We start from the raw sequence: 14,718 nt of genomic DNA, 5'->3' as shown, positions 1-14,718 counted from the left end.
AAAAATTGACAAAATGTTTGTTTTTACTACCGAATTATTATCTAGAATACAATTTGCGTTTACTATCAGTTTCCATATTTTATTTCCTGCTTTTACGATTGGTTTAGCAAGCTGGCTTGCTGTACTTGAAGCTATGTGGCTAATTATTAAGCATCCTATATATAAAGAAATATATAAATTTTGGGTAAGAATTTTTGCTATTACTTTTGCTATGGGCGTGGTATCTGGTGTTGTTATGTCTTATCAAGTTGGTACTAACTGGTCTAATTTTTCTTATTATGCTGGTAATATAGTTGGTCCGTTATTGGGTTATGAAGTTCTGACTGCATTTTTTTTGGAAGCTAGTTTCTTGGGTATTATGCTTTTTGGTTGGAATAAGGTCAGTAAAAAAATGCATTTCGTATCTACTATTATCGTAGCTTTAGGAACAATAATTTCGGCATTTTGGGTATTATCAGCTAATAGCTGGATGCATACCCCACAAGGATTTACAATTTCAGAAAATGGATTACTGCTGCCAAACAGTTGGTTAAAAATTATATTTAATCCTTCATTTCCTTATAGATTTTCCCATATGATTGTTGCATGTTACCTCACTACAGCATTTACAGTTAGTGGAATTTCATCATATTACTTATGGCGCAAAAAATTTATTCCTCAAGCAAAAATAATGTTTTTGATGTCTATGTTTGTAATAGTTATATGTGCTCCATTACAATTGTTGTTAGGTGATGCCCATGGTATAAATAGTCTAAAATATCAACCAGCTAAGATAGCTGCAATAGAAGGCATATATGAAAATGAAAAATCTGCAGCGTTAAGAATATTTGGGGTACCAGATGATGAAGCAGAAATATTAAGATATCCTTTAGAGATAAAAAATTTGGCAAGCTTGATATTGACTAGAAGTTTTGATGGGGAAGTAAAAGGTCTAAAAAATTGGCAAAAAAAAGATAGGCCTCCTTCAAAGATTATATTTTTTGCCTTTAGAATAATGGTAGGAATAGGGATATTGATGATAATAGCATCTATAATATTTTTATTATTGTTTTTACGCAAAACTTTATTTAATTCAAATTGGTTCCGTTATTATTGTATGCTGTTAACTCCATCTGGTTTCATTGCTATATTATCAGGGTGGTTTGTTACTGAAATCGGTAGGCAACCCTATATTGTATATGGGGTATTGCGTACTGTTGATATGGTTTCTAGAATTGATATAAAACAAATTTCTATATCATTGCTACTATTTTTAGTAGTGTATTTTATTATTTTTGGGCTAGGGAGTTATTATATCATCAGTTTAATATTAAGTGGTAGCAATTTGAGAAGTTCTTACACTAGCAAGAGTTTTGGATACCAGCCTATAGCTGATATATTCTTTCTTAAAAAATAATTGTGATCGATTATAATCAAAACATGGTAGTTTAGTCTGATTTTATGTTGAATTTTGAAAAATATCTAAATTTGCCAGTAATATGGGTTGTAATATTAGCTTGTATAGTGTTATTTTACGTGATTTTGGATGGATTTGATTTAGGTATTGGTATATTGTTGCCTTTTGCTCCTAGCAGTTTATGTAGAGATAAAATGCTTAACTCTATGGCACCTTTTTGGGATGGTAATGAAACCTGGTTGGTTCTTGGTGGGACTAGTTTATTTATGTCATTTCCTCTTGCGTATTCAATAATCACATCTAAGTTATATATTCCTATCCATTTAATGTTAATATCTTTGATATTTAGGGGGACAGCATTTGAGTTTCGATCTAAATCACTTAATAAAGTTAGGCAAATTTGGGAGTATGTATTCCATTTTGGATCGATATTTGTAGCATTTTTTCAAGGAATGTTACTTGGGTGTATTGTACAAGGTATAGATATTAACGAATATTCTGGAGAGTATCATGTGATCACTGGTTTTTCTGTTATGACTGGTATAGCGTTAATATTTGGATATGCCCTGCTAGGTAGTACTTGGTTAATTATGAAAACTGAATATAGCACTCAAAGTTGGGCCCGAAAAACATCTGTGTATTCTACGATATACGTAGTTATGTTTATGATCATAGTTAGTTTGTGGGTTCCTTTTATTCATGATCAGATATTTTATCGTTGGTTTAGTTTTCCTAATATAATATATCTTTCAATTATACCAATATTGGTGATATTAGTAGTATTATTTTTAATAAAATCTATAGAAAGATATGATGAAAAATTGCCATTCATATTTAGTATTTGCTTGTTCATACTCGGATATATAGGGATTATTATTAGCTTATGGCCATGGATAGTGCCTTATAAAATTTCTATAATAGAGGCATCAGCATCTAGTGAATCTCAATCTATAGCTCTAATAGGTGTAGTGTTGATTATACCCATAATTCTTTGTTATACTGGGTATATATATTATGTATTTAGAGATAAAGCTACTCATGGCACAATGTATTAAACGATATAGACAGTGGATTTGGTTTATTATTTTATGGTTATTTGGATTAGCTTCTGCTGTTTTTCTATCTATTTTGCTAAAGATTTTTATTAAGCTCATTCAAATGCTTTAGTGAAGTAACTGATTTTCTATATTTTTAATATCAATATTTGTAACTTGTTATATGAAATGCTAAAATGGTATAAAATGGGATGGGGTGTTTTACGTTATTGTTAGATAAGCTTTTATGAATTTTTTCTATAAGATATTGAGAAATCTTTATTGTGCTGTCTTAAGTGCTGTAGAGCATGATGCAATAGAACATGCTGGATATATGGCCTTTATGATATTTTTATCTATATTTCCTTTCACTATTTTTATATTAACAATTACCAATTTTATTGGAGCAAATGAATTGCGAGCACAGTTCACAGAGATACTGATCAGTTCGATGCCAGAATCATCTGCTGACCTTAGTAATGCTATTAACGGATTAATTTCTTCTCCTCCAAGAAGCTTGCTAACTTTGGCCATTTTGGGTAATATTTGGACATCATCATCTTTTGTGGAGTGTTTGCGTACAATATTAAATAGAGTATATAATATTACATCTTTGCCCAATTATTTTTTTAGAAGATTATTAAGTATAGTACAATTTTTTTTGATAAGTTTATTTATTATAGCGACAATATTGGTAGTAGTATTAATACCAATAATAGTGAAAAAAATTCCAGATATTCAAATTCTTATCGGTCACTATCATGATTTACTAGTATACACCAGATATATATTTCTATTTTTATTTCTATTTTTATCTATTTGTGGATCTTATTATATTATTCCTAATACAAAGCTTAATTTTTTAGAAGTAGTACCTGGGGCTGTACTTACTTTATTTTTATGGTTTTTTAGCGCAAGATTACTCTCCAGATATATTATATATTATAACAAGTTGAGCCTTATTTATGGTTCACTTGCAAGTATTATAATCACTCTTATATTCTTTCAGGTAGTAAATTTTTTCTACATACTAGGTGCAGAATTTAATTACTTGATGGTAAAACGCGCTAAGTCTAGGGCTGATTAAGTTTAGTATTTTATGATAAAATGTTTAATCTGTTAGTATAGATTTATGGTTGTTATTATTTCTTCTGCTAAAACTATGGATTTTACTTCATATAACATTCCTGATGATTTAGTAATTGGTAATCATATTTTTTATAATGAAACTCAGAATTTATTGGATATACTAAGAAATTTTAATCAGGATGATTTACAGAAGATTTTAAATGTTAGTAAGAGATTAGCTGATTGTAATTTTCAAAGATTTCAAAATTTTAAGAATGCTGAATCAAAAATGGCAATATTTGCATATAAGGGGGATGTATATAAGGATATTAATCCGGAATCTTTTAACCAGGCTCATCTTGAATTTTTGCAGTCACATTTTCTAATAATTTCAGGTTTATACGGGTTACTATATCCACTTAATATGATTTCTCCGTATAGACTTGAAATGCAAGCCAAGATACCTGGTTTAATACCAAGTAAATTATCCCAGTACTGGAAAGAGTTGATATCAAAATTTTTAAACCAATATACAAAAAATAATCATTATCAATTTATTCTTAATTTAGCTTCAAAGGAATATTCTAGTGTTTTAGATAGTAGATATATATCCGTTCCTGTAATAAATATCAATTTTAGGCAACAATCTGTAAATCAAATCAAAAATATTGGCATATTTGCAAAGAAAGCACGTGGTTTGATGAGTAATTTTATAGTTAGAAATAAGATTACTGATCTTGAATCTATAAAAAAATTTCATGAAGATGGTTATAGATTTGTTAATAGATATTCTGACAGTTATAATTTAACTTTCATAAGACCTGATAGCTAATATTAATTGATATATTTAATTAGAATAGTTATCATTGTGGTTTAGCTGAATATTAAAGTAAATACATCCAATATTGCATAACAAATATTCAATATAGAAGTTACTTATATTTTATTATTACTGATTAATATCAAATTGATAACAAAATGCCATTGAAAAAACTAACATTAGATAATTTTGATCCTGAGATTAGTGATTTGATAAAATTAGAAACATCTAGGCAGCATCAGATGTTAGAAATGATAGCCTCGGAAAATTTTGTAAGTCGTTATGTATTGGAGGCTCAAGCTTCTGTTTTAACAAATAAATATGCAGAAGGTTATCCCGGGAAAAGATATTATTGTGGGTGTGATGTAGTAGATCAGATAGAAATGATAGCAATTGACAGGGCAAAACAACTGTTTAAGTGCAACTATGCTAATGTACAGCCTCACTCTGGTTCTCAAGCTAACCAAGCAGTATTTTTTGCTTTATTAAATCCAGGAGACATTATTATGGGTATGTCTCTTAACTCTGGAGGTCATTTAACTCATGGTTCAAAAGTAAATTTATCTGGTAAATGGTTTAAGTCTATTTCTTATAATGTTGATCCTAACACGCATCTAATTGACTATAATCAGATAGAGGAATTGGCACTTAAATATAAACCTAAGTTGATTATTGCAGGATATTCTTGTTATACACGTAAAATTGACTTCAAAAAATTTAGGGAAATCTGTGATAAATCTGGTTCTTTGCTATTAGCAGATATTTCTCATATTTCAGGTTTAGTAGCCACTGGGCACCATTCTAATCCTGCTCAGTATGCAGATGTTATTACTACTACAACTCATAAGACTTTAAGGGGGCCAAGAGGTGGTATGATATTATCCAATAGTCAAGATATGATTAATAAGTTAAATAGATCTGTATTCCCTGGGATACAAGGTGGTCCATTAATGCATATTATTGCATCTAAGGCGGTGGCGTTTAAGGAAGCTTTAGATATTAATTTTGTTAGCTATATCTCAGATGTTATAGATAATGCTAAGATGCTATCTAAATCCCTTGAATCTAGAGGATATTGTAGTATAACCGGGGGTACAGATAATCATATGGTAGTATTGGATCTTAGCACATATAATTTATATGGTAGTGTTACCGCTGATTCACTAGATAGAGCTGGTATTGTTACAAATAAAAATGCTATTCCTTATGATAAGAATCCTCCTAATATTACTTCTGGGATCAGATTGGGTACAGCTGCTTGCACCACTAGGGGTTTGAAGCAAAATGATATAAAATTTGTAGCTGATATTATTGCAGATGTATTAGACGTATTAAAATCTGATTCTTCACCATCTGAGATTCAGTATATAGAAAATAGATCTAAACACAAAATATTATCTATGACTGAAAAATTTCCTATTTTTCCTAAAGTTTAACAATTTATGTTATAGATAAAATATGAAATGTCCTAGTTGTAATAGCACAAAAAATATAGTAAGGGATTCAAGAGCTACAGAAAATAATAGCGGAGTAAAGAGACGCAGAGAGTGTACCGAGTGTAGTTATAGATTTACTACGATTGAGCGCATAAGATTTAGAGAATTAACTGTTATAAAGCGCACAGGATATAAGAGAATTTTTGATAGAGAGAAAATATTTAAGTCGGTTGTTACATCGATGCGTAAGCGCAATATTTCAGATAAAATTATTGAAGAATTAGTAAATGATGTTGTATTAAAAATAGAAACAGCTAATTTGAATGAAATTCACACTCATAAAATAGGGCAATTAGTTATAGAAAAATTAAGTGTGGTGGATCCGGTAGCATGTATCAGATTTGCTTCTGTGTATAAAGATTTCCTTACAATGCAGGATTTTATAAATTTTATTAATAAACTAAGAAAAACAGGGGATATTTAAATATGATTAAATCAGAATTAAGTCAATTTCCTTTAGCTAAAAGGAAAAATAGAGAAGTTACTATCCATGGAACGCAAATCCTAGATGAATATTATTGGTTACGTTATAATGGTTGGCCTCAAAAAAAATTGGTTGATAGTGAGATCCAGCATTATTTGAAAGCTGAAAATAGTTATTGCACAAAAATTTTTGATCACTTTTATCAAGAACAGGAAAAGTTATTCTGTGAATTAAAAAATAGAATTAAATTGAGTGATCAATCTGCATATAGCAAAAAAGATGATTACTATTATTATGTAAGGACTGAAGAAGATAAGGATTACCCAATCTATTGTCGTAAACGATATTCACTAGAATCAGCAGAAGAAATATACCTAGATATTAATGAGTTATCTAAGGGACATAGCTTTTTTCAGATAGGTTCTGTATCTGTAAGCCCTGATCATAGATTGTTAGCATATTCAGTCGATATATCCGGGCAAGAAAAATATGTTATTAAGATATTGGATTTAGTTACACGCAAGTATTTGAGCAATAGAATACATAATTCATCATCTTCTGTAATTTGGAATAGACAGTCAGATGGTATTTTTTATTTATTAGTAGACAATAACTGGAAACAACAAAAAGTTTTTTACCACGCATTATATAGTAAAAATATACCAGATAGACTGATTTTTGAAGAAGTAAATGATTTATATTTTATATCTATTTCTAAATCTCAAAGTGAAGAATTTTTATTTCTCGATGTGCAGGGCCATGATAATAATCAGATATATTTTATATCCCTGGTTGGTGATGATTTTACTCCTAATTTGATAAAAACTAGAAAGCAATCTATTACATATGATATAGAACATAGTGGAAATTATTTTTATATGTTAACAAATGATCAGGCTGAAAATTTTCATATCCTAAAGCTAGCTATTGCAGAATATAAATCTGATGCAGATTGGTCAGTTTACATTAAAGAAGATTCATTGAAATATTTAGCGAATTTTACTATTACTGCGCATTATCTATTATTACAGTACAAAGTAGTTGGAGTACCAAAAATAGTTATTGTTAGTCTTAAAGATTCTAGTGAAAATATTATCGATTTTGATGATGAAATCTTTACTGCTAGCGTATTTTCAACAAATTTTATTGAAGACGATATAAGAATTTTATATTCATCTTTAAGATCTCCACTCACAATATATAGATATGATAGTAAAATTAATAAAAAATATATATTAAAAAAAACAGAGATCCCTGCTGGATTTGACAGAGATCAGTACCATTTAGAAAGAATTTTTACGGATAATAATGGAAATATAAAAATTCCTGTCACCATTTTCTATAAAAAGTCTTTATTTAAAGGTGATGGTAGTAATATGCTGTATTTATATGGATATGGGTCTTATGGGATTTCTGCTCCGGTATCTTTTAGTAATTTTGCTGTATCTCTTGCGGATAGGGGTTTTGTATATGCTGTAGCACATGTTAGAGGAGGAGGAGATTTAGGACGTCAGTGGTATGAATCTGCTAAATTTTTATCTAAAAATAACAGTTTTATAGATTATATTAATGTTTCAGAATATCTTATTAGCCAAAAATATACTTCTAGTAAAAAAATTGTTATTTCCGGTAGTAGCGCTGGTGGTATGCTAATAGGAAATGTCATTAATCAGAGACCGGATCTGTATAAAGCTGCAATTTCTCATGTGCCTTTTGTAGATGTTTTAAATACAATGCTTGATGAAACTTTACCTTTAACCAGTGGTGAATTTTGTGAATGGGGAAATCCTAAAGAAAAACAGTATTTTGAATATATTAGATCATATTCTCCCTATGATAATATTGTTCACCAAGAATATCCTCATATATATGTAACAGCAGGATTATTCGATACTAGGGTAGGTTATTGGGAAGCTGCAAAATGGGTAGCACGGCTACGCCATAACAAGACAGATAACAATCTTATCTTATTTAAGATCAAAATGGATTCTGGACATTCAGGGACTTCTAAAAGATTTGAGTACCTCAAAGAACAAGCATCAGAATTAGTATTTATAATAGATATACTAAGTTTGAGTAGTAGTTGATATAATATAGAGATATATTTTTATTTAACATAATAGCTGGTTAATTTTGCTCTATTACGGAATATGTAAGCCTTCTGAAAGAAGGTGGAATCTAGCAGAGTGTATTACCCACTTTTCGGTAGGGATACGCCAACTGATAGATACTCTAACTAATTGTTCAGATTATTTAAAACACGAGAATACAGCAAAATAGAATATTCAAAAGTGAGGAAAGTATTTAATGAGAATTTTTATCATTGTGTAGAAAATTATCTAGAAATTCTAGAGATATAAAGGTATTTGATATTTTTAAGTAAATGATTGTATCTGCAGTAACAACAACATTTTTTGTATTATCTACTCACAGTAAGATATTTCAATTACTTCATAAGACTTATAACCCTTAGGTGTTTTGACATCTATTAAATCCCCTACTGACTTACCTATCAAAGCTCTAGCTATGGGTGAGCTAACAGATATCTTGCATTTTTCTAGATTAGCCTCATATGTACTAACTATACTATATGTGACTTCATTTTCAGTATCATTTTCAAATAATTTCACGGTAGCTCCAAATTTTATACTCTCATTGGAAAGAGATGACACATCTATTACTTCAGCATTTGCTAACTTTTTTTCCAGATCAGAAATTTTACCTTCAATAAAAGATTGTTTTTCTTTAGCAGCCTTATATTCAGCATTTTCTGATAAATCACCGAACGCTCTTGCTACTGCTATATCTTTGATAACATCTTGTCTATCGTGAGTTTTTAATTTTTTGATTTCTGCTTTTAAACTATCAAGTCCTTTTTTTGTAATAGGGAAGCGATACATAAAATTCACCAGGTTAAAGCTAACATTACTGCATATTAATGCATGCAACAGATGCACTAGCGATATTCTATGTAAACTGATCTATATATTCAAGATAATTATTTATATTATTTGGAATTTTTAATAATTATGAAAATTAGATAATCCACTTAAACACTTCAATTATATGTGTTGATATAATAAAATATGTACAAATTATGTATTTATGTTAGAATAAACCGTATAGGCTCAGATCTTGTGTAGCGTATGTAGGTAGTTAGTGCAGGTCTTGCATTGGTGTTTTCTTCAGTATAGTTTGGATTTGCATGGAGACATTGTTAGATTTTTATGACAATCTGCGCAGTAAGGTTTTGATTTCAGATGTTATAAGGAGAAAATTAAGGTTAGATAAAAAGGGTAGGGAGTATATTGGGTTGTGTCCATTTCATAATGAAAAAACAGCTTCATTTACTGTTAATGATCAAAAGGGATTTTACCATTGTTTTGGTTGTCATGCACATGGAGATGTTATTAAGTTTATCTCTTCTTTACAGTCTATCAGTTATAAAGAGTCTGCAGTATTAATTGCAAGAGAGTATAATATCAGTATTCCTAGATATGAGTCTAAGACTGCAAATAGTATAAATAGCAAAAATCCTGATTTATATGACAAAGCCTATAATATTCTCGAGCTAGCAGCAAGATTTTTTCAATCAAAATTAAATGCAAATGTTAAATCTTATTTATTCAAAAGAGGATTAGATGATTCAGCAATAGAAAAATTTTCTATAGGATTCGCTGCTGGCAATAATGAGTTAATAAAGTTTTTTTCTGATAAATCTGTAAAAATTGATGATTTAATTCATGCTGGTTTAGTTGCTAAGAACAAAAATGGAAGATATTATGAAATATTTTCTAATCGTATTATTTTCCCTATCAGCAATGATAGAGGTAGAATAGTAGGGTTTGGAGGTAGGGTTTTATGTGATTCACAATACCCGAAATATTTAAATTCTCCTGAAACATTGGTATTTAAAAAAGGTAATATTCTTTACAGAAAGCCTGAGGATATAATCAATAAACCTAAATCTGAATTTATACTAGTTGTAGAAGGTTATTTAGATGTAATATCTCTTAGTAAATTAGGTATAGAATCTTGTGTGGCAATCCTGGGGACTGCATTTACAGAAGCACATTTATATAATATATGGAAATATACAGACGAAGTGGTTATTTGTTTTGATGGGGATATAGCAGGGAATAGAGCACGCGATAAACTAATACAAAATTTGTTACCATGTATTACTATTAACAAAAAAATATCTTTTATAGAATTAGGTGATTCTGTTGATCCAAGTGATATAGTAAGTTCTAATAATGGTCAATTATTTTTTGGATTGATAAAAAATAGATTAACTTTATCTCAAATGATTTGGAAAATTGAATATAAAAATTATTTGAGCTGTTATACAGGCAAGCATCATTCTAATGCTCTATTGCATGAGAATGCAGAAAGCAAGGCAGTATTATATGATAAACTGATGCAGTATTGTACAAATATTAAAGATAGAAGTTTATGTATAAATTTTAGAAGATATTTTAAGAATCAGATTTGGAATAAATTATATAAATATAATAGTATTCTTAATAAAGAAAGCCTTAAACATAGTGATATTAGTGATTTTCAACTCACAAATATTAAAAATTATAGTGAGATTGAGTCTGTAGAATATGCAATATTTGCTGTTATATTAAAATATCCGCAAATTATGTATAATAATAATATATATGATTTTATAAAGGACATAAATTTTGTACATAATATATTGAATGAATTTAGAGATTGGATTTGTGAACAATTATCTTGTACTGAGCCAATTTCACAGATTTGCTATAGTTTTATTGAAGAATCTGTAAAAAATACTAGATTTTATGATACATACTTAGTAGTATCTAAACCCAATGATTTGTTTTTAGATATATCTTTTGCAATTCGTAGAGTTAGTGATTCGTATCAATTATTTGAATTATTTAAAAATAAGCGTTATTTAATTTTATTAAAACAGGATTATAAAAAGCTTGTAGAGGATAGTAAAAATAATATGAGTGGTAGTTTATGTGCAAAGCTTTCTTCATATTTAGAGGAAATTGAAAGGATAGCTAAAGAGTTGGATTCTATTGATAATTTTTAGTACTTATATCTTGCTGGTATATTTTTTTTTAAACAAAATTGATTAAGATATGGATAATTCGAAAAGATACAAAGATAATTTGAGTAATTCAGATGTTAAAGGGAAGTTTAACGATGAAGTAAGTGTGATGAAAGATATGGGTGAAGATGATTTGCATTTTATCGATAACGATATAGACCAGGTAGTGTGTGATGGTGATGATAATATAAAGTTTGATATTAATACTACCCAAGAAGTTAGTACCATACAGCAATCTGTAGCGATAGATGAAGAATTAGTTAGTGAAGAAGAAGATTTGGGTAGCACTGATGATCCCGTCAGGCTTTATTTAAGAGATATGGGAGGAGTAGAGCTTTTATCTAGAGAAAGTGAAATTACAATAGCAAAAAAAATGCATGAAGGTAAAATTTTAATGTTGCATTCTTTGTGTGCTACTCCAACCGCGATGTTAAAATTTATTAAGTGGTACGAAGATCTAGTAAATGAAAATATTATACTAAGAGATCTCATAGATATTGATGCACATCTTAGTAAAGATATGGCAGTAGTATCTTCTTCTGCTCCAGTTATAGGAAGTAATTTGGAAGATAGAGATATTGATGATAGCACCATAAATGAAGAAATTGAAGAATCCAGTAAAGCACAGCTTTCTTCTATAGAGTTGGAGTTAATGCCCAAGATATCTAACATTATGTGTGAAATAGTTGTATTATGTGAAAAGTTATTTAAAGAAATTGTCAATCACTATGCAGACTATGATGGTAGTAAGCTACTTATACATAATAAAAAGTATCAAAAATATTTGGAAGCTATTATTGAAAATGTATCATCTTGCTACTTCAATACATCAAAAATTGAAGAAATATTAGATGAAATTTATCAAATCAATGATTCTATAGTAAATGAAGAATTATCTTTACTGAAGATTGCAGAGCGGTATAAAGTCCCTCGAGAAGAGTTTTTGAAAGAATATATGGTAAGAGGCATTGATGTATCTTGGAAAGCAAAAATGCTAAGTAAAAAGAATGACGCGTGGTCAAATTTTATTAATAATGAATCTAATACTATAGATAACATAATTAATAATCAACGTGAGTTAACTAAAAAAATTAAGTTGCCTATTGAAGAGTTTAAAAATATCGTGCAATTGGTACAAAAGGGTGAGAGAGAGAAAGGTAATGCTAAACAAGAAATGATAGAGGCTAATTTAAGATTGGTTATTTCGATTGCTAAGAAATATTCTAATAGAGGATTGCAGTTTTTGGATTTAATTCAAGAAGGTAATATTGGGTTAATGAAGGCTGTAGACAAATTTGAGTATAGTAGAGGATTCAAATTTTCTACTTATGCCACATGGTGGATAAGGCAGGCAATAACTAGGTCTATTGCAGACCAAGCAAGGACTATCCGTATCCCTGTACATATGATAGAAACTATAAATAAAATTATACGTACATCAAGGCAGATGGCAAATGAAATAGGTTATGATCCTACTTCAGAAGAAATATCTAATAGGCTTTCTATGTCTATAGATAAGGTACGTAAAGTACTAAAAGTAGCTAAAGAACCTATAAGTTTAGAAAATCCTATAGGTGAAGAAGATGGAGGTTGTCTTGGAGATTTTATAGAAGATAAAGGAGCAGTACAGCCAGTTGACGCCGCTATACATTCAAATTTAAGAGATACTACAACCAGAATATTATCTAGCCTTTCTGCTAGAGAAGAAAGGGTGTTGAGAATGAGGTTTGGTATAGGTATGCATACCGATTATACTCTGGAAGAGGTAGGGCAACAATTTCGTGTTACGCGTGAAAGAATAAGACAAATAGAAGCAAAGGCTTTACGTAAACTAAAGCATCCTACTAGGTCTAAACAAATGAAAAGTTTTTTAGATACTAAGTTATAAATCTTAGCAACTATATTTTAATATCCGTTATTCAGCGTTAAATATTTAAATAAGTTTTTAATATTTCGATGTATAGATATAAAGTAAAAATAGAGTATTTAGGTACAGCATTTTCTGGATGGCAAAAACAGAGCAACAGTATTACTATACAATCAGTAATAGAAACAGCAATATTTAAATATACTAAAGAGCTAGTCACTGTATATGCAGCAGGTAGAACTGATGCATCAGTACATGCTTATGCTCAATTTGCACATTTTGACTTAAGTAAATGTTATGATGTTGATTCTTTTAAGAATGCTATTAATCATTTTTTAAAGCCATATCCAATAGTGATTCTTGATTCTTGTATTGTATCCTCGGATTTTCATGCAAGATTTTCTGCAAAATTAAGACATTATCTATATAAAATTATTAATAGAAATAGTTACAATGTTATTGATACAGATTTAAAATATTTAATCAGATCACCACTTGATACCGGAGCTATGCAGGAAGCTGCAAATTATTTATTAGGTAAACATGATTTTTCTTCTTTCAGATCAGCGCATTGTCAATCAAAATCTGCATATAAGACTATTACATCTATTAAAGTTGTTAGGCATCATGAAAGTATAAAAATTTATATATCAGCACCATCATTTATGTATAAAATGGTACGTAATATAGTAGGTAGCTTAATATTAGTAGGGAAAAAAAAATGGAATCCAATTAAAATGAAAGAAATATTAGAAAAATGTGATAGAAAATTTGCTGGCCCTACTGCTCCTGCGAATGCGTTGTACTTATTGAATGTAGATTATGATACTGAATATTAAAATTTTTAGTTTATGTATATAAAACTTGCAGATGTAGTACAGCAATTTTTGGATGAAGTATTAAAAAAGTCATCTTCTGATAAGGCAATGTCTAGCTTAGTGATGAATTGGGATAAAATAGTAGGGTTAGAATTATATAAAATATCTTATCCTGTAAAAATTTATTCTCGTTATGAAAAAGATAATACTTCTAAAATACTATATATCTCGGTGAGCAATCCTAGTCTATCGATGAAGATATATTATCAGCAATCAATCATCATTGAAAAGATTTCTATTTATCTGGGTTACAAAGCAGTAGATAAGATTAGAATAATACAATAATACTCTAAGTAAAGAGTAGGGTAGCCGTGTTAGTATATACAATGAGCTATGATCTGAAAGAAAAAATCATGCTTGCCTATTGCAACAGATATTTTGACTGATAATAAGCTAATAAATATTTGATTTCAGGAGTTATTAGCTTACTATCAACAATATCAATAAATCCAGTATTTTTAAATATTTATAGATAATTTAATTTGATACTGGATTTATTTTCTATTTTAGTTATACAGATTAGAAATTAAATCTAACTTTGAGATAAGGTTTATGAGCTGTATATTTTTTATTATTGAAATTTATATCATATCCCAGAGCAAAATTTGTATTTTTATATATTAGGTTAGCGCTAAGCCCTATGGCA

The 14,718-nt window shown here is 29.2% G+C and carries 12 protein-coding genes; 11 read left to right on the top strand and 1 reads right to left on the bottom strand.

Annotated elements, in window-relative coordinates; genetic code table 11:
• Positions 1-13: 13 nt before the first annotated feature.
• The 7 genes from IHI24_RS04160 (at position 14) to IHI24_RS04130 (ending at position 8,325) form a co-directional block, all read left to right on the top strand.
• A complete protein-coding gene (locus tag IHI24_RS04160) occupies positions 14-1,396 on the top strand; it encodes a cytochrome ubiquinol oxidase subunit I (protein WP_194966807.1) in 1,383 nt (460 codons plus the stop codon).
• 44 nt (positions 1,397-1,440) lie between these two features.
• Positions 1,441-2,451, top strand: a complete 1,011-nt coding sequence (gene cydB / locus IHI24_RS04155) for a cytochrome d ubiquinol oxidase subunit II (RefSeq protein WP_194966806.1) — start codon at positions 1,441-1,443, stop codon at positions 2,449-2,451.
• A gap of 226 nt (positions 2,452-2,677) precedes the next feature.
• Positions 2,678-3,517, top strand: a complete 840-nt coding sequence (locus IHI24_RS04150) for a YihY/virulence factor BrkB family protein (protein ID WP_194966805.1) — start codon at positions 2,678-2,680, stop codon at positions 3,515-3,517.
• 45 nt (positions 3,518-3,562) lie between these two features.
• The gene (locus tag IHI24_RS04145) at positions 3,563-4,330 is read left to right on the top strand and encodes a YaaA family protein (protein WP_194966804.1); all 768 of its coding nucleotides are present in this window, start codon (positions 3,563-3,565) and stop codon (positions 4,328-4,330) included.
• A 146-nt stretch (positions 4,331-4,476) separates the two neighbouring features.
• Positions 4,477-5,754, top strand: coding sequence for a serine hydroxymethyltransferase (gene glyA, locus IHI24_RS04140; protein ID WP_194966803.1), 1,278 nt, complete (start codon positions 4,477-4,479; stop codon positions 5,752-5,754).
• Positions 5,755-5,776: 22 nt separating this feature from the next.
• Positions 5,777-6,238, top strand: a complete 462-nt coding sequence (gene nrdR / locus IHI24_RS04135) for a transcriptional regulator NrdR (RefSeq protein WP_194966802.1) — start codon at positions 5,777-5,779, stop codon at positions 6,236-6,238.
• Positions 6,239-6,240: 2 nt separating this feature from the next.
• Positions 6,241-8,325 (top strand): S9 family peptidase, encoded by a 2,085-nt coding sequence (locus tag IHI24_RS04130; protein WP_194966801.1) that lies wholly within the window; start codon positions 6,241-6,243, stop codon positions 8,323-8,325.
• Between the two features lie 336 nt (positions 8,326-8,661).
• Here IHI24_RS04130 and greA read toward each other — a convergent pair whose 3' ends face one another.
• Positions 8,662-9,138: a transcription elongation factor GreA gene (gene greA / locus IHI24_RS04125; protein WP_194966800.1), complete on the bottom strand. Its 477-nt coding sequence runs from the start codon at positions 9,136-9,138 to the stop codon at positions 8,662-8,664.
• 305 nt (positions 9,139-9,443) lie between these two features.
• On the opposite strand from greA, the gene dnaG reads away from it, so the two are divergent.
• The 4 genes from dnaG to IHI24_RS04105 all read left to right on the top strand — a co-directional run bounded on the left by dnaG (position 9,444) and on the right by IHI24_RS04105 (position 14,357).
• A complete protein-coding gene (gene dnaG / locus IHI24_RS04120) occupies positions 9,444-11,309 on the top strand; it encodes a DNA primase (protein ID WP_194966799.1) in 1,866 nt (621 codons plus the stop codon).
• Between the two features lie 49 nt (positions 11,310-11,358).
• A complete protein-coding gene (rpoD, locus tag IHI24_RS04115; RefSeq protein ID WP_194966798.1) occupies positions 11,359-13,215 on the top strand; it encodes an RNA polymerase sigma factor RpoD in 1,857 nt (618 codons plus the stop codon).
• 68 nt (positions 13,216-13,283) lie between these two features.
• On the top strand, positions 13,284-14,033 hold the full coding sequence (gene truA, locus IHI24_RS04110) for a tRNA pseudouridine(38-40) synthase TruA (RefSeq protein WP_194966797.1): 750 nt from the start codon (positions 13,284-13,286) through the stop codon (positions 14,031-14,033).
• A 12-nt stretch (positions 14,034-14,045) separates the two neighbouring features.
• Positions 14,046-14,357 (top strand): DUF721 domain-containing protein, encoded by a 312-nt coding sequence (locus IHI24_RS04105; protein WP_194966796.1) that lies wholly within the window; start codon positions 14,046-14,048, stop codon positions 14,355-14,357.
• Positions 14,358-14,718 lie beyond the last annotated feature (361 nt).

It is taken from the genome of Rickettsia endosymbiont of Cardiosporidium cionae (assembly GCF_015476335.1).
Lineage (GTDB): Bacteria > Pseudomonadota > Alphaproteobacteria > Rickettsiales > Rickettsiaceae > JADHZC01.
Note: the sequence above shows the minus strand (reverse complement) of the source record. Positions and strands in the feature narration are given on the sequence as shown.